Genomic DNA, 22,254 nt, shown 5'->3' with positions numbered 1-22,254 from the left:
GCAGCTCTTGGAGAGCTTGACCGCGATGCGCTTGAGGACACCGGACAGATGGACGAACGCCCCGCAGTCCTGGGTGGCCTCGACCAGGTTGGCGGAGGTGATCAGCGGCAGCCCGGTGATGGTCTCCAGATGGCTGCGGGCGGCCTCGGCGTAGCCCTTCGGGGCGTTGAGGCCGGTGCCGATCGCGGTCGCACCGAGGTTGATCTCATGGATGAGCAGGGCTGCCTCGCCCAGTCGGCTCTGGTCCTCCTCCAGCATCACGGCGTACGTGGAGAACTCCTGGCCCAGCGTCATGGGCACGGCGTCCTGGAGCTGGGTGCGGCCCATCTTGAGGGTGTCGCGGAACTCGTCGGCCTTGGCGGCGAACGCCTCGCGCAGGACGGTCATCGCGTCGAGGAGTTCCCGTACGGCGATGATCGTGGCGACGTTGACGGCGGTCGGATAGACGTCGTTGGTGGACTGGCTGAGGTTGACGTCCTCGTTGGGGTGGAGGATGTCGTACTGGCCCTTTTCGTGGCCGAGGATTTCCAGGGCCCGGTTGGCGATGACCTCGTTGGCGTTCATGTTCGTCGAGGTCCCGGCGCCGCCCTGGATCACGTCCACGGTGAACTGGTCGTGCAGTGCCCCGCGGCGTATCTCCTGGCAGGCGGCGGCGATGGCGTCGGCCTTCTCCGGAGCCAGCAGTCCCAGGTCCTCGTTGGCCCTCGCCGCGGCCTCCTTGACCGCGGCGAGGGCGTTGGTCAGGTGCGGGTACGCGGAGATCGCCATACCGGTGATGGGGAAGTTCTCCGAGGCGCGCAGGGTGTGGATGCCCCAGTACGCGTCGGCGGGTACGTCCCGGTCGCCGAGCAGGTCGTGTTCACGGCGAGAACCGACAGTCATGGACACATCAGCTTCCTTTGCGGGGAGGGTGGCGGGGATTCATATGGAGGGAGGGCATGACGGAAGCACGCCAAAGGCGCCAGTCGGTTCACGACCCGGAGTCGACGGCGATCGTTGCCGTTGCGTTCACGGAAGACCACTCTGAAGAGCCGACCCTGTGAAGTCCATCGGCAATTTCCCAGGTTGCCTGTGAAGCTCTCCTTCACAGACGTCTCCCCGTCTGATGTACTCCCCCATGTGATCGATCCACGGAGGCTCCGGGTGCTGCGGGCGCTGGCCGAGCACGGCACCGTCACCGCCGCCGCCCAGGCTCTCTATCTGTCCCCATCAGCGGCTTCACAGCAGCTCGCCGCGCTCGAAGCGGAGGTCGGGCATGTGCTGCTGGAGCGGCGCGGCCGCACTGTCCGGCTGACTCCCACGGGCACCGTGCTGGCCACCCACGCGGCGAAGATCGCCGCTCAGCTGGAGCAGGCGGAGGCCGACATGGCCGCCAGCTCGGCGGGGCTGGCCGGAGAGGTGACCATCGCCGCGTTCGCCAGCGCGATCACCGAGGTGGTGGCACCGGCAGTGGTGCCACTGAGGAAACACGCTCCGCAGGTGCGGATCCGCGTGAAGGACGCCGAGGGGCATGCGAGCCGACGGCTCCTCATCGACGGTGTGGTCGACATCGCCCTGGCGGTGGAGCACCGGGACACTCCCAGCCAGAGCGGCGATCAGCTGCTCCGCGAGCCGTTGTACGCGGAACCGTTCGACGTGGTCCTGCCGTCCGACCATCCGCTGGCCGCCGCCCCGGAGGTGGACCTGACCGACCTGAGCGCGGATCCGTGGATCACACCGTGGCCCGGCAACCCGGTGCACGACGTCGTCCTGCGCGCCTGCGAGACCGTTCGGTTCCACCCCCGGGTGGAGTGCCTGGCCGACGACTCCCGGGCGGTGTGCGCACTGGTCTCCGCGGGCGCCGGGGTGGCGCTGGTGCCGCGTTCGGCGCTGCACGGGATCGCCTTCGGCGGCGCCGTCGTACGCCCCGTCGGCGGCTCCCGTCCGACGCGGCGGGTGTTCACCTCGGTCCGGCGCGGCAGCGAAGGCCACCCACTGCTGCAGCTGGCGCTGCGGGCACTCCGGGACGAGGCCGCCGCCCTCGGCTCATGACCGGCCGCCCCGGGGACATCCGGTCATCGCGCCCGGGTGAGGTTCCCCGGGTGAGGTTCAGGGACGGGCCGGGGCGCCGGGCAGAGCGGCGCTGCCGGGCAGCGGTGTGGTCGCCGGGCGGCCCGCGAGCACCTCGATGACGTTGTCCACGGCGAGATCGACCATGGCGGCCCGGGTGGCCTCGGTGGCCGAGCCGATGTGCGGAAGCGTCACCACGTGCGGCTCGGCGGCCAGGGGGGACAGGTCGGCGCCCATGGGCTCGCGCTCGTAGACATCGAGGCCCGCCGAGTGGATGCCTCCCTCGCGCACGGCGTGGAGCAGGGCGTCCTCGTCGATGACACCGCCGCGGGAGGTGCTGACCAGGGTGGCGGTGGGCTTCATGGCCGCCAGTTCGGCGGCGCCGATGAGGTGGCGGGTCTGCGGGGTCAGGGGGACGTGCAGCGAGACCACGTCGGCCTCGGCGAGCAGGGTCGGCAGGTCCACGGCCTTGGACGGCGGGTCCTGGGTGTCCTCGGGCGCGAAGGGGTCGTGGTGGATCACGCGCATGCCGAAGCCCTGGGCGCGGCGTGCCACCGCGCGCCCGATCTGGCCGAAGCCGACCAGGCCGAGGGTGGCGCCGTGGATGTCCAGCCCCAGGTAGTCCTCCATCCGGAACAGGCCCCACTGCCCGGCGGCGAGCGAGTCACGGGCGGCGCCGAACCGCCGTCGGGACGAGAGGATGAGGCCGAAGGTGAGGTCGGCGGTGGTCTCGGCGAGGACGCCGGGGGTGTGGGTGACCACCACTCCGCGCTCGGCCGCCGCCTCCCGGTCCACTCCGTCGAAGCCCATGCTGGCCAGTCCGACGACCTTCAGCGAGGGTCCGGCGGCGTCGAGGAGGGCGGCGTCCACCCGGTCGTTGCCCAGGCAGAGGATGCCGGTCGCACCGGCGGCGAGGGCGTGCAGCTCGGCCGGTTCGGGCTTGCCGTCGCCGTCCCAGCGCACCAGCTCCGATTGGGCCGCCAGCCGGTCCAGGCCCCCGCCGGGCAGGGCGGGCCGGGTGGTGAGCACTCGCTGCGTCATACGCCACTCCTCGATTTTTTCCACTGAATGGAAAAACTATCTACTCAACGGAAAGCATCGTCAGGACCGCGACCGGGCAATGTCAACCACTGGATGAAAAGAGATTCCGCCGAGTGGTAATTTGCACAGCGTGAGCAGCCCGAGCACCAGCGATGTCCCGGCCGATGTCGTCGGCCGGGCGATCCGGCTGCTCGTCCTGGTCGGCGAGCACCCGCACGGCATCACGCTGTCGGCGCTGGCCCGCGAGAGCGGCGTTCCGGTCAGCACCTCGCACCGCCTGGTCAACAGCCTCTGCCGCGAGGGCCTGGTGGAGTTCGAGGCCACCGGCAAGCGCTACAAGCCGGGGCTGCGGCTGTTCCAGCTCGGCCAGCAGGCGGGCCAGGTGTACGGATTCGCCGGTACCGCCCTCCCCGTCATGCAGCGGGTGACGCGGCAGACCGAGGAAGCCACCCTGATGTCCGTCCTCGACGGCACACGCCACCTGTATGTGCACTACGTGGACGGCCCCCAGCCGGTCGGCGTGCGCAGCGACCCCGGCCGCCACGGCCCGCTGCACTGCACCTCGATGGGCAAGGTCCTGATGGCCTTCTCCCCCGACGACGTACGCACCGGCCTCCTGGACCACGTCGAGCTCACCCCGCACGGGCCGAACAGCATCACCGACCGCGATGTCCTGCGCGAAGACGTCGCCCGCGCCGCCGCGCGCGGCTACGCCACGGCCGACGAGGAACACCATCCCGGCCTGCGCGCCGTGGCCGTGCCCGTCCTGCGGCCGGACGGAAGTGTCTTCGCCGCGCTGTCCACCGCCGCGCCCGCCTTCCGCCGCGACATGGGCGACCTGGTCGCCATGGTGCCGCTGCTTCAGGCGGCGGCCTCCGAGCTGGGCATCCGGCTGCCCGTCCGCTGATCCGGCGCACGGCCACCAGGGCCTCTGACGACTACCGACGGTGCACCGCCGGTGGCTCATCCGTGCCCGAATTGCACCGACATAGTCGTGGATACTGGGTCTGAGCCGGTGAGGGCCGGGGCCCGCCGTGCCGGGCCCGCAGTTCAGTTGATCGGAGAAAGACCCTGGCCACTACTGTCGCCGCCGCGCCGGGGGTCGAGCAGACCACCGTCAGGCGCGCCACCGTCGCCGGTGCCATCGGCTCGTTCGTCGAGTGGTACGACTACGGCGTCTACGGTCTCCTCGCCGGGTCCGTCTCCGTCGTGTTCTTTCCCGGGGACGCCGAGTCCGCGCTTCTGCTGACCTACGCCGGATTCGCGGTCAGCTTCGCCATCCGTCCCTTCGGGGCGGCGATATGCGGCTCCCTGGGCGACCGGATGGGCCGCAAGCGACTGCTCGCGGTGCTCATTCTGCTGATCTCCGGGGCGACCGCCGCCATCGGTGTCCTGCCGACCTACGCGGCCATCGGGTGGGCCGCGCCCGCTCTGCTGATTCTTCTGCGCATGCTCCAGGGGTTCTCGGCGGGCGGCGAGGTCGCGGGCGCCATGTCCTTCGTCGCGGAACACGCCGAGGACCGGCGGCGGGGGTATACGACGAGCTGGCTCCCCGTCGGTTCCTTCGCCGCGCTGCTCGTGGGCTCGCTCATCTCCCGGGCCCTCATCGACGGCGTGGGCCAGGACGCCATGCACAGCTGGGCGTGGCGGGTGCCGTTCCTGATCGCCGTCCCGCTGGGAGCCGTCGGCTTCTACATCCGCGCGAAGCTGGAGGACACCCCCAGATTCCAGGCGGTCATGGAATCGCGGAACGTGTCACGCAACCCCCTCAAGGAGGCCCTGACCTCCCGGGAACACCTCAAGGCCATCGGCCTGGCCATCGCCCTCCCGGCGCTCAACGGGCCCGGCTACTACATCGTCTTCGTCTACATGCCCACCTATCTGTCCCAGGAGCTGAAGTTCACCCCGTCGAACGCGCTCCTGGTCACCGCGGCGGGGCTGCTCGCGATCAGCGCCACCATCCCCGTCATGGCGCGGCTGTCCGACCGGTTCGGCCGCAGGCCCCTGCTGGCGGGCTCGGCGCTGGCCATGGCGGTCCTCGGCTACCCCTGCTTCCAGCTCATCTCGCACGGCAGCGTGGCGGCGGCCACGCTGGGCGCCGTCCTGCTGGCGGTGTCCTTCGCCGGACACGCGGGCGTCATCCAGGTCGCCCTGACCGAGCTGTTCCCGACCCGTGTGCGGTACAGCGCCTACAGCATCGGCTTCAGCATCACCACGGCCCTCTTCGGCGGCGCCGCTCCCCTGCTCATGACGTATCTGATCGGCCGGACCGGCGACACGAGCATGCCCAGCTACGCCGTCGTCCTCACGGCGCTCATCACCTTCGTCACCACCCTGGCGCTCAAGGAGACGTCCGGGAAGCCGCTGCGCGACGGCTGATCCGCTTGTTTTCCCACAGTCTGGAATCCCGATGACGGAGACGAACACAGTGCGCGAGGCGTCCCGCTGGCGGGTGGGGTTCGACATCGGCGGCACCTTCACCGACCTCGTCCTCCTGGACGACGCCACCGGCGGTACGTACCGGCACAAGACCCTCACCACTCCGGCCGACCCCTCCGAGGGCGCCTACGACGGTCTGGTCGGCCTCCTCGAACTCGCCGGACTTCAGGCCCGCGACGTCACGTCGCTGATCCACGGCACCACCCTCGCCATCAACTCCCTCCTGGAGCGCAAGGGCGCCAGGACCGCGTTCGTCGCCACCAAGGGATTCCGTGATGTGCTGGTCCTCGGCCGCGAGTACCGCTACGACATCTACGACCTGGACGGCTCCCCCGCCCCGCCGCTCCTCCCCCGGTCCCAGGCGTTCGAGCTGGACGAGCGGGTCACCGCGGCCGGAGAGGTGGTGCGCCCGCTGCGCGAGGAGGACGTCGTCGAACTGGCGCGCCGACTGCGCGAGGAGGCGTACGAGGCGGTCGCGGTGCTGTTCCTGCACAGCTACGCCTGGCCCGAGCACGAACGGGAGGCCGCCCGTATCCTCGCCCGTGAGCTGCCCGGTGTCGGCGTCTCCGTCTCGCATCGTGTCTCCCGGGAGATCCGCGAGTACGACCGGGGCGTGCTGACCGCGATGAACGCGTTCATCCAGCCCAAGGCCAGGAGGTACATGGCCCGGCTGGACGAGAAGCTGCGCGGCGGCGGGTTCGACGGGGACTGGCTGGTGATGGGGTCGCACGGCGGCCTCATGGCCCCGTCCGTGGCGGGCGAGTTCCCGACCCGCATCATCGAGTCCGGTCCCGCGGCCGGTGCCGTCGCCACCGCCGGCTTCGCCAGGAAGGGCGGGCACCGGGAGGTGCTGGCCTTCGACATGGGCGGCACCACCGCCAAGGCGTGTCTGGTGCGCGGCGGCGAGCCGTCCCTCACCACCGACTACGAGGTCGGCCGCGCCGACCGGCTGCTCAAGGGCAGCGGGCTGCCGGTCAAGCTCCCGGTGGTCGACATGATCGAGATCGGGGCGGGCGGCGGCAGCATCGCCCGCGTCGACGCGCTCGGGCTGCTGGAGATCGGCCCCGAGAGCGCGGGCGCCGACCCGGGCCCCGCCTGCTACGCCAAGGGCGGCACCGAGCCGACCGTCACCGACGCCAACGTGGTCCTCGGGCTGCTCGACCCCGCGTCGTTCCTGGGCGGCCGGATGACGCTGGACGTGGCGGCGGCGCGGGCCGCGCTCGCCAGGGTCGCCGGGCCGCTGGGCCTGACGATCGAGGAGGCGGCCTGGGGCATCCATGAGGTCGCCAACCACAAGATGGCCGAGGCGCTGCGCACCCATGCGGTCGAGAAGGGCGTCAACCCGGCGAACCTCACCATGCTGGCCTTCGGCGGCGCGGGCCCCAGCCATGCGTACTCGCTCGGCAAGCTGCTCGGCGTACGCGAGGTGTACTTCCCGGCCGGGGCCGGTGTCTACTCGGCGTTCGGACTGCTGACCGCGCCGCCGACCTCGGACTTCGTCCGCGCCGACCGCCGCCGGCTGGACGAGGACATCGACCTGGGCGCGGTCCGGGCGGTGTTCGAGGACGGCTTCGCCGAGGCGCTCACCGTTCTCGATGCGACCGGTGTCGACCGGGCCGCCGTCCGGCGCGAACACCTCGCCGATGTGCGCTACGTCGGCCAGGGCTCCGAACTCACCGTCCGGGTGCCGGGGTCGTTCCTCGACGGCGGCGACATCACCGCGCTCGTGGCCGCGTTCGAGGAGGCGCACCGGCGCCGCTTCGGGCGCGTCCTGCCCGGGGTGCCCGCCGAGGTGGTGAACTGGCGCGGCCGCGCCCGTACCGAGGCACCGGCGGTCGCCACCCCGGACCCGGCCGCCGACGCGGACGCCGCCCTCGGCCACCGCACCCTCCCGGTCTACCTGGGCCGGGAGCTCGGCCGCCGCGACGCACCGCTCGTGCACCGCGCCGGCCTTCCCATCGGCCGGAGGATCGACGGGCCCGCGCTCATCCAGGAGGACGAGTGCGCCATCTACGTCGGTCCCGACGCGACCGCGATCCTCGACGGACACGGCAACATCCTGATGGAGGTCGGCTGATGGCTGCCCCGGTCGATCTGGACGATCCGATCACCCTGCGCATCACCTGGGACCGTCTCGTCTCCCTCTCCGAGGAAGCGGCCACCACGCTGGTGAACATGGCGTTCTCCAGCATCGTGCGCGAAGTCGGCGACTACTCCTGTCTGCTCATGGACGCCGAGGGCAATTCCCTCGCGCAGCCCAGGACCAGCATTCCCGTCTTCATCGGCACCCTGCCCGCGACCGTCCGCCACTTCCTGAAGAGGTTTCCGGCCGAGACGCTGCGGCCCGGTGACAGCCTCGTCACCAACGACCCGTGGCTCGGCACCGGCCAGCTCAACGACGTCACGATCGCGACCCCGGTCTTCATCGACGGCGAACTCGTCGCGTTCTCCGGCTCGGTCGCCCATATGTCGGACATCGGCGGCACCCTCGACATGGGCTCGGCGCGCGAGGTCTACGAGGAGGGCTTTTGCATCCCGCCGAGCAAGCTGATCGACGGCGGGCAGCCCAACGAGCAGCTGCTGGACCTCTTCCTCGCCAATGTCCGGGCCCCGGACCAGGTGCGGGGCGATCTGCAGGCCATGCTCGCCGCCAACCACGTGGGCGCGGAAGGTCTGCTGGCGCTCATGCGCGACCTCGGGCTCGACCGGGTCGACGGCCTGGCCGCCAAGATCCACCAGCTCACCGAGAACGCGATGCGCCGGGCCATCGCCGACGTGCCGGACGGGCGCTACGAGGCATCCGTCGACATCGGCGACTTCGAGGGCGACATCCACCTCGACGTGGCCATCGAGGTGTCCGGCTCCGACATCACCGTGGACTTCGCGGGCTCCTCCCCCGAATCGGCGTACGGCACGAACTGCCCGATGTGTTACACGTACGCCTACACCGTCTATCCGCTCAAGTGCCTGCTGGAGCCCAGCCTCCCCAACAACGAGGGCTGCTTCAAACCGATCACCGTCACCGCTCCCGAGGGCTCCATCGCCAACGCCCGGCGGCCGCGCGCGTGCGAGATGCGCAACCGGATCGGCCATATGGCGCACGCCGCGATCTTCACCGCGCTGGCGGACGTCCTGCCCGACCGGGTCATGGGCCACTCCGGCAGCGCCCCGGTCACCGTGGATGTGCTGTCGGGCACCCGCGCCGACGGCAGCCGGTTCGTGGAGAACCTCTGCGTCAACGGCGGCACCGGCGCCCGTCCGCACGGCGACGGGGTGATCGCCGCCTTCCCCGGCAACATGTCCGCGACCCCGGTCGAACTGCTGGAGTCGTCCGCGCCCGTGCTGTTCGAGGCGAAGGAGATCATCCCGGACTCGGCCGGTGCCGGACGGTACCGGGGCGGGCCCGGTCAGCGCATGGTGATCCGCAACATCGGCGACCGGCCCGTCACCCACTCCATGTTCTACTCGCGCATGCGCCATGTGGCCGACGGTGTGCTGGGCGGCGAGCCCGGCACGCCCAACCGCGTACTGGTCAACGGCGAGCCGCATCCGCAACCGGTGGGGCGGCACGATCTGCGGCCGGGAGATGTGATCGACATCGAACTGCCCAGCGGCGGCGGCAAGTTCCCGGCCGCGGAGCGGGACCGGGAGGCCATCCTCGCCGACCTCGCCGAGGGCATCGTCACCCCCGAGGGCGCGCGGCGCGCCTACGGCTGGGAGGGCTGATGGGACTCCGCCAGGACAAGACCGCGCTGGTCACCGGGGAGCGGGTTCGGCGCGCGGGGCGAGGGTCCCTTGCGGTTGTCGTACGCTGCCAGCCCGGAATCCATCACCGAGGGGGTCCGTCGACCGGCTCGCGGCCTCTCGGTCCTCCGCTGAACGGTGGTTCGCATGCGACAGGAGCGTCGGCCGATGCGCAGTGACACGGAGCGCAACCGCAGGCAGCTCATCAAGGCCGCCGCGCGGCTGTTCGAGAGCTCGCCGACGCAGGTCAGCCTGGCCGAGATCGCCAAGCACGCCGAAGTGTCCACCGCGACGGCGTACCGGCACTTCTCCTCCGTCGAGGAGATCCTGCACGCCTTCCGGTCACAGGTGGGATCCGAACTGTGCGAGTTCAGCGCGCGGCAGACCACCACCGGCATGGTCAAGCTGGAGGCGGTGTCCCGCTACTGGGTGTCGCTCGTGCTGGAGCACGGCGGGGCGATGGCGCAGATGCGCTCCCACCGCGGCTATCTCGAACGGCTGCGCGAGGGCACCGGCTATCTCGCACCGCAGGCCGAGGCGCTCGAGGGGCCCCTGCGGCAGACCGCCGAGGAACTCGGGCTGGGCGACCTGGGGGACGAGGCCCTGTTCCTGTGGAACGCCCTGTTCGACCCCCGCGACATCCTCGACCTCATCAAGAGCGGACGGACGGAGGACGAGGCCGCCACCCGCCTGGTGGCCGCCCTGCGCGGCGCCCTCATCGGCTGGTCCACGATGTCGGACCAGCCGGGCGGGCGCCGCGGCTGAAGGGCCGGGGCGGGGTGTCAGCACTCGATGACGTTGACCGCGAGTCCGCCCCGCGCCGTCTCCTTGTACTTGACCTTCATGTCGGCGCCGGTGTCCTTCATGGTCTTGATGACCTTGTCCAGCGACACATGGTGGCGGCCGTCGCCGCGCAGGGCCATCCGCGCGGCGGTGACGGCCTTGACCGCCGCCATGCCGTTGCGCTCGATGCACGGGATCTGCACCAGACCGCCGACGGGGTCGCAGGTGAGGCCGAGGTTGTGTTCCATGCCGATCTCGGCGGCGTTCTCGACCTGCTCGGGGCTGCCGCCGAGGACCTCGGCGAGGCCGCCCGCGGCCATGGAGCAGGCGGAGCCGACCTCGCCCTGGCAGCCGACCTCGGCGCCGGAGATGGAGGCGTTCTCCTTGAAGAGCATGCCGATGGCGCCCGCGGCGAGGAGGAAGCGGATGACGCCCTCCTCGTCGGCGCCCGGAACGAAGCGGGTGTAGTAGTGCAGGACGGCCGGGATGACCCCGGCGGCGCCGTTCGTCGGGGCGGTGACGACCCGCCCCCCGGCGGCGTTCTCCTCGTTGACCGCCATGGCGTACAGCGTGGTCCACTCCATGGCGCGGGCGGGCGCGTCGCCCTCGGAGCGCAGGGCGCGGGCGGCGTTGGCGGCGCGGCGGCGGACCTTCAGGCCGCCGGGGAGGATGCCCTCCTGGGTGAGGCCGCGGGAGACGCACGCCTCCATGACCCGCCAGATCTCCAGCAGGCCCGCGCGGATCTCCGCCTCGGTGCGCCACGCCTTCTCGTTCTCCCTCATCAGGGCGGTGATCGACAGGCCCGTTTCGCTTGCCAGGCGCAGCAGTTCGTCGCCGGTGCGGAACGGGTGCGTCAGCGGCGTGTCGTCCGTCTTGATCCGGTCGGTGCCGACGGCGTCCTCGTCGACCACGAAACCGCCGCCGACCGAGTAATACGTCCTCTCCGCGAGCGGTTGGCCGTCCTCGTCGTACGCGAAGAGGGTCATGCCGTTGGCGTGGTACGGCAGGGAGCGGCGGCGGTGCAGGAGCAGCTGGGACGCGGCGTCGAAGCCGATCTCGTGGGCCGGGCCGATCTCGGCGCCGAGGAGGCGGATGCGCCGGGTGGCGCGGATCCGCTCGACGTCCCGCTCGGCTCGGGCCACGTCGACCGTGTGCGGCTCGTTGCCCTCCAGGCCCAGCAGGACGGCCTTGGGGGTGCCGTGGCCGTGGCCGGTGGCGCCGAGGGAGCCGAACAGCTCCGCCCGCACCGCGGCGGTCTGGGCGAGCAGGCCGTCCTCCTTCAGCCGGGCGGCGAACCTGCGGGCCGCCCGCATCGGGCCGACCGTGTGCGAGCTGGACGGGCCGATGCCGATCGAGAACAGGTCGAACACGCTGATTGCCACGCCATACTCCGTGGGACGGGAGGGGCGGGCCCGGACAGCTCATGGGCGCGCCCCGCGGGGGGTCGGTTACGCGGCCGCCGAGGGAGCGGTGAGGGTGCGGCGGAGCCAGTTGAACAGCTTCGGCTGGTTCATGGAGAGCACGGCGACGGCGGCGCCCTCGTGCCGGTACACGGCCGCGAAGGAGCGGCTGTCGACGTCGCCCTCGACCACCTCGGGCTCGGCACCGGGGACGACGTGCCCGGCGAGCTGGATGCGCACCTGGTACTGGTCGGACCAGAAGTGCGGCGCGGTGAGCGGGGCGGGAGCCGACACGCCGGAGAGCAGCGTGCGGGCGGCGGTCTTCCCCTGCTCGATGGCGTTGCTCCAGTGCTCGATACGGGCGTGCCGTCCGGTGAACGGATGGGGGCAGCGGGCGACATCACCGACCGCGACCACGCCCGGGATGCTGGTCGCGCAACCGGCGTCGCACACCACGCCGTCGTCCACCTTGACGCCGGAACCGGCGAGCCAGTCGTCGGCGGGCCGCACGCCCACCCCGGCCACGACGATGTCGGCGGGCAGCAGGCGCCCGTCCTCCAGCAGTACGCCGGTGACCCGGTCGTAGCCGGTGAACCCCGCCACGCCGGTGCCGCACAGCAGGCGAACCCCGTGATCGGTGTGGAGCGAGGAGCACACCAGCCCCATTTCGCGCCCCAGTTGGCGGCGCAGCGGTACGTCGAGCGCTTCGACAACGGTGACGTCGAGCCCGAGCCGTTGGGCGGTGGACGCCACCTCGGCACCGATGAATCCGGCGCCGATGACGACGACGCGCGGCAGGCCGTCCAGCAGCTCGGCGCGCAGCGCCTGGGCGTCGTCCAGGGTGCGCAGGGTGTGCACACCGGCCAGCCCGTCCGTGCCGGGGAGCGTCCGGGGGCTGGCGCCGGTCGCGACGACGATCCCGCCGGTGCGCACCTCGCGCCCTCCGGCGAGGGCGACGGACCGGGCCGCGGGGTCGAGCCGCACCGCGCGCTCGCCGAGCAGCCACTCCGCCTCCAGCTCCTCGTACTCCTCCGCGTCGCTGAGCGCGAGCGCGTCGACGCCGATGTCGCCCCTGAGGAACTCCTTGGACAGCGGCGGACGGTCGTACGGGGCGTGCCGCTCCTCCCCGACGACGACGATGTCGCCGTCGAAGCCTTCCGCGCGCAGTGCGCGGACCGTGCTGAGGCCGGCGAGCGACGCTCCCACGACGGTGATGCTCCTCATGCGGGCTCCCCGACGGAGACGTGGAGCAGGACGTGGCCGTCTTCCACGGAGACCCGGTGGGTGCGCACCGGGGTCTTGGCCGGCGGGCAGACCGGGTGGCCCGTGCGCAGGTCGAAGAAGGCCGTGTGCAGGGGGCATTCGACGAAGCAGCCCTCGAGCCAGCCGTCGGCCAGCGAGGCGTCCTGGTGGGTGCAGGTGTCATCGATGGCGTAGACCGTGCCGTCCACGTTGAACAACGCGAGGGGGGCGGGGACGCCGTCGGTGACACGGATGGATTCGCCGGGGGGCAGGTCTTCGATCCGGCACACCGTGATCATGGGGTACCTCCGGGTTGCGGTGCCCGAGTGGGTGGGACGCCGTCTGCCGGGCGGTGACACCCGGCTGTGCGGCGGTGTGCGAGAGAGCGAGCTGTCTCGGATAGGACAACTTGATTCGCTATACGCAACATGCTTTGCCACTGTTCCGGGGGTTGTCAAGAGTGGATCCCGACCGGTCCGCGACAGCGGGGAACGGTGCGCACCGTGCGACGCCTTTCGGGCGTACGCCACGGGAGCGGACAGCCCAAAGGCCCGTCCACCGGCCGCAGGGGTCGCACGGCGGGTGAACGGGCTGCTGGGGCGCGGGCCGGTGGGCGGGCTTCCCTAGGCGCCGAGGCGGGTCTGGAGCCAGGTGTGGAATTCGCCGATGTGATGCTCGCTGGGCACCAGGACACCGCCCTTGGTGTACGCACGCGACGCCATCCCCGGCTGCGTACGCTCACACGCGTCGAAGTCCTGCTGATTCACCCGGTGGAACAACTCCACCGAGCGCTCCACATCCGCGCCGCTGTCCACCACATGCGGAAGGTAGAGCCAGTCGCACTCCACCACCGTGCGGTCGGCCGCCATCGGGAACATCCGGTGGAAAATCACGTGATCGGGCACCAGGTTGATGAACACCTGCGGCCTGACCGTCATCGCGTAATAACGACGGTCCTGCCCCTCGGCCACCGTCGGAATCCGGTCCAGCCCCTCCGAACCATCGACGGTGAACCCCCGGGCCTCCTCCCCGAACTCCGCACCATGCCCCACGTAATACTGCGCCGCGAATCCATCCGCGAACTCCGGCAGCACCTCCGTCAGCTCCGGATGAATCGTCGCGCAGTGGTAGCACTCCATGAAGTTCTCGATGATCAGCTTCCAGTTGGCCTTCACGTCGTACGTGATCCGCCGCCCGAGCCGCAGCCCGTCGATGCCGTAGTTCGTGATCGACTCCGCGTCCCCCAGCCGCTCGACCACCGCGCCGACCACGTCCTCCTCGAACGACGGAGGATCATCGGCCAGGCACACCCACACATACCCCAGCCACTCCCGCACATGGACCTTGATCAGCCCGTACCCGACCCGGTCCACATCCGGCATCGACGTCAGATTCGGCGCCGCCACCAGCTTCCCGTCCAGACCGTACGTCCACGCGTGATACGGACACTGGAACGCCCGCTTCACCTCACCCGACTCCTGGGTGCACAGCCGCGCGCCACGATGCCGGCAGATGTTCAAGAACGCCTTCACCGAACCGTCCCGCGCACGCGAGATCAGCACCGACTCCCGCCCCACCTGACAGGTACGGAAACTCCCCGGCTTCTCCAAGTCGGCGGCACGGGCCGCACAGAACCACATGGCCTCGAAAACCCGCTCCTGCTCCGCCGCGAAAATCTCGGGATCGGTGTAAAAGTCCCCCGGCAGCGTGGAAATCAAGCTCGGGGACACACTGGTGATGGTCATCGATGTCACCTCAGGAGAAGTCGGGGCGCACGCGACGGGGGTCGAAGAGCGCGATGGGGTGCTCGGTGGCGCCTTCGGTGGCCAGGTCGGCGAGAATCTCGCCGACCACGGGTACGAACTTGAACCCGTGGCCGGAGAATCCGCAGGCCACCGTCACCCTCGGATGCTCGGGATGCTGGGCGAGGACGAAGTGTTCGTCCGGAGTGTTGGCGTACATGCAGGCCGTGGCCTTGAGGAAGCGGCCGGGCAGGGTGGGGATGCGCAGACGCAGGTACTCGGCCATGGCACCGATCTCGTCCGAGCGGACCCGGCGGTCGACGGTCTCGGGGTTGCTGGGGACGCCCTTGCGGAAGAAGGCGACCTTGGCGCCGCCGTCGGGGCCGTCGAGGGCGGGGAAGCCGTAGATCTGCGTGCCGTCCGGGTCCTCCCAGATGTACACGGGGTGCCGGTCGGCGGTGAACGGGCCGGTTCCGCCCTGGGGCCGGAACCAGTACACGACCTGGCGTTCCACCGACACGGTCACGCCGATGTCGGAGAGGAGGTTCGACGCCCAGGCTCCGGGGGCGACGACCAGCCGGTCGGCGGTGTAGATGCCGCGGTCGGTGACGACCCAGACCTTGCCGCCCGGGCCGTCGGCCTGCCATCCGAAGACGGTTTCCGCGAAGTGCAGTTCGGCGCCGTGGACCCGGGCCAGGTCCAAGTGGGCGGTGACGGTCGCCTCCGGCCGCGCCACACCGGCCTTGTGCTCGTAGAAGGCGACGTCCTCCGCGCCCGGTCTGAAGGTGGGGAAGCGGCGCCGGATGTCGGCGGCCGTGAGGACCTCGTGGTCCAGCCCCCACTGCCGGGCGCTGCGCAGCGTACCGGCGAACGCCTGGCTGTCCTCACGCCCGATCACAAGGCCGCCCGTCCGCGTGAACACCTCGTGGCCGGAGTCGGCGGCCAGCTTCTCCCACAGTTCGTGGGCGCGGAGGAGCAGTGGCACATAGGCCGGGTCCTCGAAGTACGCCTGCCGGTAGATGCGGGATCCGCCGTGGCTGGAGCCGAGGTTGTGGGCCGGGCCGAAGCGCTCCAGGCCGAGCACTCGCTGCCCGCGGGCGGCGAGGTGGTAGGCGGCCGCGCTGCCCATGCCGCCCAGACCGACGACGATCACGTCGTACGAAGGGGCCATTCGTCCGTCTCTCCTGGCTCTCCTGGAAACTCTGCCGATAACGTGTGGGTTCCGCGGGTGCCCATGGCCCTCCTCCGGTTGCGGGCTTGGTGACGGGGCGTCAGTATCTCCGGGCCACCCATGCGTCGAGCTGCGGTGCTTCCGCCCCGATCGAGGTGGTGCCGCCATGACCGGTGTGCACGGTGGTGGAGGCGGGGAGAGCGAACAGCCGGTCGCGGAGGGAGGCGATGATGGTGCCGAAGTCGGAGTAGGAGCGGCCGGTGGCTCCGGGACCGCCCTGGAAGAGGGTGTCGCCGGAGAACAGGGCTCCCAGCTCGGGCGCGTACAGGCAGACCGCCCCGGGAGCGTGTCCGGGGGTGTGCAGCACATACAGCCCGGTACCGGCCACGCTCAGCAGCTCGCCGTCGACCAGTTCCCGGTCCGGCTCGCGCTGGGGGTGTACGGACTTCCACAGCACCGTGTCCGCCGGGTGGAGCAGGATGGGCGCGCCGGTGCGGGCGGCGAGGGCGGGGGCGGCGTTGATGTGGTCGTTGTGGGCGTGGGTGCACACGATGCCGACCACCCGCCGGTCACCGATGGCGGTGGCGATCGCCGCTTCGTCGTGTGCGGCGTCGACGACCATGACTTCCCGTTCGTCGCCGATCAGCCAGACGTTGTTGTCCACCTCCCAGCTGCCCCCGTCCAGCTCGAAGGTTCCGGAGGTGACCAGGTGCTCGATGCGCGCCGTCACAGGACCACCACCGAGCGCAGGACCTCACCGCGGTGCATCTTGGCGAACGCCGCCTCGACGTCGTCCAGGGCGATCTCCTCGGTGACGAAGCGGCCGAGGTCGAAGCGGCCTTGCTGGTAGAGGTCGATGAGTGCGGGGAAGTCCCGGGAGGGCAGGCAGTCGCCGTACCAGGAGGACTTCAGTGCTCCGCCACGGCTGAAGACGTCCAGCAGGGGCAGGTCGAGGGTCATCTCCGGGGTGGGGACGCCGACCAGGACCGCGGTTCCGGCCAAGTCGCGTGCGTAGAACGCCTGTTTGTAGGTCTCGGGGCGGCCCACCGCGTCCACGACGACGTCGGCGCCGAAGCCGCCGGTGATGGCGCGGATGGCCTCGACGGCGTCGGTCTGGGAGGAGTCGACGGTGTCGGTGGCGCCGAACTCCTCGGCCCACTTCAGCTTCCGCTGGTCGACGTCGACGGCGATGATGCGGCTCGCACCGGCCACCTTGGCGCCCGCGATGGCGGCCATGCCCACGCCGCCGCAGCCGATCACCGCGATCGAGTCTCCGCGGCCGATGCCGCCGGTGTTGACCGCGGCGCCGAACCCGGCCATCACTCCGCAGCCGAGCAGTCCCGCCGCGGCGGCCGGGGCGGCCGGGTCCACCTTGGTGCACTGTCCGGCGGCCACCAGGGTCTTCTCGGCGAAGGCGCCGATGCCCAGGGCCGGGGACAGCGGGGTGCCGTCGGCCAGCTTCATCGGCTGGGTGGCGTTGTGGGTGTCGAAGCAGTACCACGGCTTGCCCTTGCGGCAGGCCCGGCACTGGCCGCAGACCGCACGCCAGTTGAGCACGACGAAATCGCCGGGCGCGACGTCGGTGACGCCGTCGCCGACCGCCTCGACCACGCCCGCGGCCTCATGGCCCAGCACGAAGGGGAACTCGTCGTTGATGCCGCCCTGTTGGTAGTGCAGGTCGGTGTGGCAGACACCGCATGCCCGCACCCGCACCAGGGCCTCCCCCGGACCGGGGTCCGGCACCACGATGGTCTCCACCGAGACCGGAGCGCCCTTCTGCCGGGCGACGACGGCGCGTACCTCGTGTGTCACTGTCGCTCTCCTCGTTGAGAGACGGCCGAATGCTCGGCTTCGGCCGGATGTTCTTGATGGCGGGGACGTCGCATCGCTCCGTTGGAACGATCGGCGAAAGAAAGGAATGAACTCCGCTGTCCGCGGGGAGCACAAACGGCGGACGGTGAGACCGAGCCGTCGCGATTTGTTGCGCATGGCGCGTGCCGCTTCATTATGAGCAACAATCTTCCGTCCGGGCGACCGCTGTCAAGGAGTTGGCCGAGCGAAGTTTCCCTCCGCTGAATCGGCCCCCGACGACGGCCGGGAGCGGCCGGGCAGTGCGCTGGTCTCCGCCAGGGTGCGGCCCTTCGTCTCCTCGGCCCACGCCAGGGACACCAGCCAGCCCACCAGGGTGATACCGGCGCCGATCAGCATGGTCGTGCCGATGCCCAGCTTGTCGAGGGAGACCGGCAGCAGAGAAGTGCCGGCGGCGGCGCCGATCCGGCTGATGGAGGTGGCCACGCCGCCCCGTGATGACGGGGCGGCGGCCCACCCGGTCCACCAGGCGCAGTGCGGGGAGGCAGCCCAGCACGAACACGATGCTGATCAGCGCCGAGCCCAGGTTGCTGGTGTGGCCCTCGCCGAGGCCCCCGCAGATAGATGCCTTCGAACAGGTCACGGACCTGGTTCTTCTCCACGGACTGCTCAGCGGCCGAGGCCGCGATCAGGTCGTCGATGGAGATGGTGCGGCCGAGGGCACGTTTGATCGACTTCTGGGCGTCGGCGGTACGGCCCTTGTTCACCAGCCACAGCGGGGACTCGGGGGTACCGACGCGCAGCACCAGGATCACGGCGCTCAGTACGGCACCGGAGGCGAGCATCCACCGCCAGGTACCGTCGCCGCCGATCTCGGCCATCACATAGCCGACCGCATAGGCGGACGCCGCGCCGATGTACCAGGAGAGGGTGAGGATGCCGAGCAGTCGGCCCCGGTGGCGGTTCGGCACCCATTCGGCCAGCAGCGACGTCGCGATCGGATAGTCGGCTCCGATGGCCATGCCGAGCACGAAGCGCAGCACGACGAACTGCCAGGTCTCGGTGGCGAACACCGACAGCAGCGAGCCGCCCACCAGGACCGCCAGGTCGACGGTGTACATCGCCTCACGGCCGAGCTTGTCGGTGACGGCCCCGAAGAACAGCCCTCCGACGAAGATGCCGACCAGGGCGGCGGCACCGATGAGGCTCTCGTCCCCCGTGGTCAGCCCCAGCTCGTTGCTCATGCCGACCAGTGCGACGCCGATGATGCTGAGGAGATAGCCGTCCAGAAAGGGACCGCCCGCCCGCGCAAGCGAAGGTGAGTTTTCGGTGGAATCCGCTCAGTGGCGCCTCGTCGATGGCGGGGATGGGCATCCGACCTCCGGGAAACGAGTTTTCTGACTACGCGACGGACATGGAAGCGCGTGACTTCCCACCGGTGGCTTCACGCGGCGCGTTCGGCTGTTTCCACGACGTTGGCGAGCAGCATGGCCCGGGTCATGGGGCCGACGCCGCCCGGCATGGGCGCGACCCAGTCGGCGACCTTGGCGACGTCCGGGTGGATGTCGCCGAGCAGGCCGTCGTCGGTGCGGGTGATGCCGACGTCGAGGACGGCGGCGCCGGGCCGGACCATGTCGGCGGTGACCATTCCGGGGGAACCGGCGGCCGCGACGACGATGTCCGCGTCGCGTACGTGCCAGGCCATGCCCTTGGTACCGGTGTGGCACAGCGTCACGGTCGCGTTCTCGGACCTGCGGGTGAGCAGCAGCCCGAGGGGGCGGCCGACGGTGACGCCGCGGCCGATGACGCAGACCCGGGCACCGGCCAGGGGTACGTCGTGGCGGCGCAGCAGTTCGACGATGCCGCGCGGGGTGCATGGCAGCGGTCCGTCGACGCCGAGCACGAGCCGTCCGAGGTTGGCCGGATGCAGGCCGTCGGCGTCCTTGGCGGGGTCCATACGGGCGAGGACGGCGCCGGTGTCGAGGCCGCGGGGCAGCGGGAGCTGCACGATGTAGCCGGTGCAGGCGGGGTCGGCGTTGAGTTCGTCGACGGCGGCCTCGACCTGCTCCTGGGTGGCGTCGGCGGGGAGTTCGCGGCGGATCGAGGCGATTCCCACCTGGGCGCAGTCGCGGTGCTTGCCCGCGACGTAGGCGTGGCTGCCGGGGTCGTCGCCGACGAGCACCGTTCCGAGGCCGGGCGCCCGGCCCTGCGCGGTCAGGGTGGCGACGCGTGCGGTGAGTTCGGTGCGGATCTCCGCGGCGGTGCGGCGTCCGTCGAGGATGTGCGCGCTCATGTGGTTCCTCTTCCTCGGCTTCGTCAGCCGCGAAGGCGCTGCATGGACGGGTCGAACAGGGGCTCCTCGGCGACGGCCACGGGGATCCGGCGGTCGAAGTAGCCGATGTGCAGGGTCCGGCCGGGCGTGGCGAGTTCGGCGGGGAGCCAGGCGTAGGCGATGGCCTTGCCGATGGTGTAGCCGAAGACGGCGCTGGTGACGTAGCCGACCGGGCGGTCGCCGTCGTACACGGGCTCGTGGCCCATGACGACGTCGCGTGGGTCGTCGGTCGTCAGGCAGGTGAGCTTGCGGGTCACGGACTCCGCGCGCCGCTCCAGCGCGGCCTTCCCGATGAAGTCGTCCTTGTCGCGCTTGACGGCGAAGCCGACCCCGGCCTCGTACGGGTCGTGCTCGTACGTCATGTCGTGGCCGAAGGAGCGGTAGCCCTTCTCCAGGCGGAGGCTGTTGAACGCGCCTCGGCCGGCGGCGATGATCCCGTGCTCCCGGCCCGCCTCCCAGAGGGTGTCCCAGAGCTTGGTGCCCATGTCGGCGGTGGTGTACAGCTCCCAGCCCAGCTCGCCCACGTAGCTCAGCCGCATGGCGGTGACGGGGACGGCGCCGATGTGGGCGCGCTTGGCCCGGAAGAACTTCAGGCCCTGGTGGGAGAAGTCCTTGTCGGCCAGCGGCTGCAGGACATCGCGCGCCCGGGGCCCCCACAGGCCGATGCAGCAGGTTCCGGCGGTGATGTCGCGTACCTGCACCGACCCGTCCTCGGGCAGGTGGCGGGTGAACCAGTCGAGGTCGAGGTTGCCGTTGGCGCCGATCTGGAAGTGGTCGCGGCCCAGGCGGGCGACGGTCACATCGCTGCGGATCCCGCCGTCGTGGTCGAGCGTCAGCGTGTACGTCACGGAGCCGACGGACTTGTCGACGTTGCCCGTGGTCAGGTGCTGGAGGAAGGAGGCGGCCCCGCGGCCGGTGACTTCGAGGCGCTTGAGGGCCGTCATGTCGTACATCGCGACCCGCTCCCGCGTGGCCCGGGCCTCGGCGCCGACGATCGGCGACCAGTAGCGCGCCGCCCAGTCGCCGGGCACCGGGATGTCCCGCCCCTCCACCAGGGCGTCGTTGGCCTCGTACCACTGGGGCCGCTCCCAGCCGCTCGCCTCCAGGAAGACGGCGCCCAGTTCCCGCTGCCGGGGGTGGAAGGGGCTGGTGCGCAGGGGCCTGGGCGCGCCGGGCGGCTGGAGGGGGTGGAGGATGTCGTACACCTCGACGAAGTTCTGGCAGTCGCGGGCCAGTACGTATTCCGGGGCAAGCTGGTGGGGCTCGAAGCGGTTGACGTCGCACTCGTGCAGGTCGAACGACGAGCAGTGGCCGTCGACCAGCCATTCGGCCATGGCGCGGCCGACGCCCGCGGAGTGGGTGACCCACACGGCTTCGGCGACCCAGAAGCCCTTCACGTCCGGGGACTGGCCCAGCAGGGGCATTCCGTCGGTGGTGAAGGAGAAGAGGCCGTTGATGCCCTCCTCCACCTCGGTCTCCTTCGTCGCGGGCAGCAGGGCCTGGGTCTCGGTCCATGCCTCGGCGAAGTCGTCCTCGGTGAACCGCAGGACGGAGGGCATCTCCTCGGCGGCGTCCACGGAGAGGATGTCGTCCGCGTCGATGGGCATGGGCCGGTGTCCGTAGTAGCCGATGCCGAGCCGGTCGAAGCGGTCGCGGTAGTAGAGGTCGGCGTCCTGGTGGCGCAGGATCGGGCGGATGGCCTCCTGGTCCTGCCCGGCGAGGGCCGGTACCGGGGCGGTCCAGGCCAGCTGGTGGGCCAGCGGGGTCAGCGGGAGGTCCATGCCGACCATGCGGGCCACCTTGGGGCCCCAGATCCCGGCACAGCACACCACGATGTCGGCGGGGATCTCCCCGTGGTCGGTGACGACGGCCGTCACCTGGCTGTCGTCGTCGGTGCGGATGTCGAGGACTTCGTGGTGGCCGAGGGTCGTCACGCCACGGTCGCGGGCGGCGCGGAGCTGCGCCTCGACCGCGAGGACCGCCTTGGCCAGTCCGTCGGTGGGGATGAGCAGTCCGCCGAGTACGCGCTCGCGCGCCACCAGCGGGTGCAGTTCGACGCACTCCTCGGGGCCGACCACCCGGGCCTCGATACCCCACGAGTGCAACCAGCCGTGCCTGCGGTGGAGTTCGGCCAGCCGTTCGGGGGTGGTGGCGATTTCCAGGCCGCCGACTTCCAGGAAACAGGGTTGCCCGTCGACGTCGAGCGAGCAGAACTTCTCGACGGTGTAGCGGGCCAGCTCGGTCATGGCCTTCGAAGGGTTCGTCTGGAACACCAGTCCGGGTGCGTGGGACGACGACCCGCCGGTGGCGGGCAGCGGGCCCTGGTCCACGACCGTCACCTCGGTCCAGCCCCGCATGGACAGTTCGTCCGCCAGCGCCGCCCCTACGACGCCCGCGCCGATGATGACCACTCGCGGTCCCGCCATCACATAACCTCCAGTTGCGGTCAGCGCAACAAGCCTCGCATTGCGCAACTCACAGTGCAGGGGGCCCAGGGTGCTG

Annotated in this window: 19 protein-coding genes; 6 read left to right on the top strand and 13 right to left on the bottom strand. The window is 70.8% G+C overall.

Features of this window, described 5'->3' with window-relative positions; genetic code table 11:
• On the bottom strand, positions 1-882 hold an 882-nt coding region (locus ACZ59A_RS26660), incomplete at its 3' end, for a lyase family protein (RefSeq protein ID WP_470963103.1).
• 237 nt (positions 883-1,119) lie between these two features.
• On the opposite strand from ACZ59A_RS26660, the gene ACZ59A_RS26655 reads away from it, so the two are divergent.
• Entirely contained in the window at positions 1,120-2,031 is a 912-nt protein-coding gene (locus tag ACZ59A_RS26655) for a LysR family transcriptional regulator (RefSeq protein WP_470963100.1), read from the top strand.
• Positions 2,032-2,088: 57 nt separating this feature from the next.
• On the opposite strand, the gene ACZ59A_RS26650 is transcribed toward ACZ59A_RS26655, so the two are convergent.
• Positions 2,089-3,090, bottom strand: coding sequence for a 2-hydroxyacid dehydrogenase (locus ACZ59A_RS26650; protein ID WP_470963097.1), 1,002 nt, complete (start codon positions 3,088-3,090; stop codon positions 2,089-2,091).
• A 130-nt stretch (positions 3,091-3,220) separates the two neighbouring features.
• Between ACZ59A_RS26650 and ACZ59A_RS26645 the strand changes: the two genes are divergently transcribed.
• The 5 genes from ACZ59A_RS26645 to ACZ59A_RS26625 all read left to right on the top strand — a co-directional run bounded on the left by ACZ59A_RS26645 (position 3,221) and on the right by ACZ59A_RS26625 (position 10,038).
• Positions 3,221-3,997 (top strand): IclR family transcriptional regulator, encoded by a 777-nt coding sequence (locus tag ACZ59A_RS26645; RefSeq protein WP_470963094.1) that lies wholly within the window; start codon positions 3,221-3,223, stop codon positions 3,995-3,997.
• A 164-nt stretch (positions 3,998-4,161) separates the two neighbouring features.
• Positions 4,162-5,469 carry an MFS transporter gene (locus ACZ59A_RS26640; RefSeq protein WP_470963170.1) on the top strand — a complete coding sequence of 436 codons (1,308 nt, stop codon included), beginning with the start codon at positions 4,162-4,164 and terminating at the stop codon, positions 5,467-5,469.
• A gap of 31 nt (positions 5,470-5,500) precedes the next feature.
• Positions 5,501-7,606, top strand: a complete 2,106-nt coding sequence (locus tag ACZ59A_RS26635) for a hydantoinase/oxoprolinase family protein (protein WP_470963091.1) — start codon at positions 5,501-5,503, stop codon at positions 7,604-7,606.
• A complete protein-coding gene (locus ACZ59A_RS26630) occupies positions 7,606-9,255 on the top strand; it encodes a hydantoinase B/oxoprolinase family protein (protein ID WP_470963088.1) in 1,650 nt (549 codons plus the stop codon). The genes ACZ59A_RS26635 and ACZ59A_RS26630 overlap by 1 nt, the downstream gene beginning before the upstream one ends.
• A gap of 186 nt (positions 9,256-9,441) precedes the next feature.
• The gene (locus ACZ59A_RS26625) at positions 9,442-10,038 is read left to right on the top strand and encodes a TetR/AcrR family transcriptional regulator (protein WP_470963085.1); all 597 of its coding nucleotides are present in this window, start codon (positions 9,442-9,444) and stop codon (positions 10,036-10,038) included.
• 17 nt (positions 10,039-10,055) lie between these two features.
• Here ACZ59A_RS26625 and ACZ59A_RS26620 read toward each other — a convergent pair whose 3' ends face one another.
• From ACZ59A_RS26620 to ACZ59A_RS26570, 11 genes are all read right to left on the bottom strand, one after another.
• Positions 10,056-11,438, bottom strand: a complete 1,383-nt coding sequence (locus ACZ59A_RS26620) for an L-serine ammonia-lyase (RefSeq protein WP_470963082.1) — start codon at positions 11,436-11,438, stop codon at positions 10,056-10,058.
• Positions 11,439-11,504: 66 nt separating this feature from the next.
• The gene (locus ACZ59A_RS26615) at positions 11,505-12,680 is read right to left on the bottom strand and encodes an NAD(P)/FAD-dependent oxidoreductase (RefSeq protein ID WP_470963078.1); all 1,176 of its coding nucleotides are present in this window, start codon (positions 12,678-12,680) and stop codon (positions 11,505-11,507) included.
• Positions 12,677-12,997, bottom strand: a complete 321-nt coding sequence (locus ACZ59A_RS26610; protein ID WP_470963075.1) for a bifunctional 3-phenylpropionate/cinnamic acid dioxygenase ferredoxin subunit — start codon at positions 12,995-12,997, stop codon at positions 12,677-12,679. The genes ACZ59A_RS26615 and ACZ59A_RS26610 overlap by 4 nt, the downstream gene beginning before the upstream one ends.
• 324 nt (positions 12,998-13,321) lie before the next feature.
• On the bottom strand, positions 13,322-14,443 hold the full coding sequence (locus ACZ59A_RS26605) for an aromatic ring-hydroxylating oxygenase subunit alpha (RefSeq protein ID WP_470963072.1): 1,122 nt from the start codon (positions 14,441-14,443) through the stop codon (positions 13,322-13,324).
• A 10-nt stretch (positions 14,444-14,453) separates the two neighbouring features.
• Positions 14,454-15,611, bottom strand: a complete 1,158-nt coding sequence (gene solA, locus ACZ59A_RS26600) for an N-methyl-L-tryptophan oxidase (protein WP_470963069.1) — start codon at positions 15,609-15,611, stop codon at positions 14,454-14,456.
• Positions 15,612-15,711: 100 nt separating this feature from the next.
• A complete protein-coding gene (locus tag ACZ59A_RS26595) occupies positions 15,712-16,341 on the bottom strand; it encodes an MBL fold metallo-hydrolase (protein WP_470963066.1) in 630 nt (209 codons plus the stop codon).
• Positions 16,338-17,423 (bottom strand): S-(hydroxymethyl)mycothiol dehydrogenase, encoded by a 1,086-nt coding sequence (locus ACZ59A_RS26590; protein WP_470963063.1) that lies wholly within the window; start codon positions 17,421-17,423, stop codon positions 16,338-16,340. Before ACZ59A_RS26590 ends, ACZ59A_RS26595 begins: the two co-directional genes overlap by 4 nt.
• A gap of 228 nt (positions 17,424-17,651) precedes the next feature.
• Positions 17,652-17,819 (bottom strand): hypothetical protein, encoded by a 168-nt coding sequence (locus ACZ59A_RS26585; RefSeq protein WP_470963060.1) that lies wholly within the window; start codon positions 17,817-17,819, stop codon positions 17,652-17,654.
• Complete coding sequence (locus ACZ59A_RS26580) at positions 17,813-18,664, bottom strand: MFS transporter (protein WP_470963058.1); 852 nt, start codon at positions 18,662-18,664, stop codon at positions 17,813-17,815. Before ACZ59A_RS26580 ends, ACZ59A_RS26585 begins: the two co-directional genes overlap by 7 nt.
• Before the next feature lie 200 nt (positions 18,665-18,864).
• Positions 18,865-19,713 (bottom strand): bifunctional methylenetetrahydrofolate dehydrogenase/methenyltetrahydrofolate cyclohydrolase, encoded by an 849-nt coding sequence (locus ACZ59A_RS26575; RefSeq protein WP_470963055.1) that lies wholly within the window; start codon positions 19,711-19,713, stop codon positions 18,865-18,867.
• Positions 19,714-19,736: 23 nt separating this feature from the next.
• Positions 19,737-22,178, bottom strand: a complete 2,442-nt coding sequence (locus tag ACZ59A_RS26570; protein WP_470963052.1) for a GcvT family protein — start codon at positions 22,176-22,178, stop codon at positions 19,737-19,739.
• Between the last annotated feature and the right edge of the window lie 76 nt (positions 22,179-22,254).

The sequence above is a fragment of the Streptomyces sp. NPDC040405 genome, assembly GCF_055595765.1.
The sequence above is the reverse complement of the archived record's forward strand: the minus strand, read 5'-3'. Positions and strand labels throughout refer to the sequence as shown.

Coding starts and splice junctions, on each gene's coding strand:
- ACZ59A_RS26650 (WP_470963097.1), bottom strand. CDS start 3,090: ATGACGCAGCGAGTGCTCACCACCCGGCCCGCCCTGCCCGGCGGGGGC.
- ACZ59A_RS26635 (WP_470963091.1), top strand. CDS start 5,501: ATGACGGAGACGAACACAGTGCGCGAGGCGTCCCGCTGGCGGGTGGGG.
- ACZ59A_RS26630 (WP_470963088.1), top strand. CDS start 7,606: ATGGCTGCCCCGGTCGATCTGGACGATCCGATCACCCTGCGCATCACC.
- ACZ59A_RS26625 (WP_470963085.1), top strand. CDS start 9,442: ATGCGCAGTGACACGGAGCGCAACCGCAGGCAGCTCATCAAGGCCGCC.
- ACZ59A_RS26615 (WP_470963078.1), bottom strand. CDS start 12,680: ATGAGGAGCATCACCGTCGTGGGAGCGTCGCTCGCCGGCCTCAGCACG.
- ACZ59A_RS26610 (WP_470963075.1), bottom strand. CDS start 12,997: ATGATCACGGTGTGCCGGATCGAAGACCTGCCCCCCGGCGAATCCATC.
- ACZ59A_RS26605 (WP_470963072.1), bottom strand. CDS start 14,443: ATGACCATCACCAGTGTGTCCCCGAGCTTGATTTCCACGCTGCCGGGG.
- solA (WP_470963069.1), bottom strand. CDS start 15,611: ATGGCCCCTTCGTACGACGTGATCGTCGTCGGTCTGGGCGGCATGGGC.
- ACZ59A_RS26585 (WP_470963060.1), bottom strand. CDS start 17,819: ATGCTGATCGGCGCCGGTATCACCCTGGTGGGCTGGCTGGTGTCCCTG.
- ACZ59A_RS26580 (WP_470963058.1), bottom strand. CDS start 18,664: ATGAGCAACGAGCTGGGGCTGACCACGGGGGACGAGAGCCTCATCGGT.
- ACZ59A_RS26575 (WP_470963055.1), bottom strand. CDS start 19,713: ATGAGCGCGCACATCCTCGACGGACGCCGCACCGCCGCGGAGATCCGC.
- ACZ59A_RS26570 (WP_470963052.1), bottom strand. CDS start 22,178: ATGGCGGGACCGCGAGTGGTCATCATCGGCGCGGGCGTCGTAGGGGCG.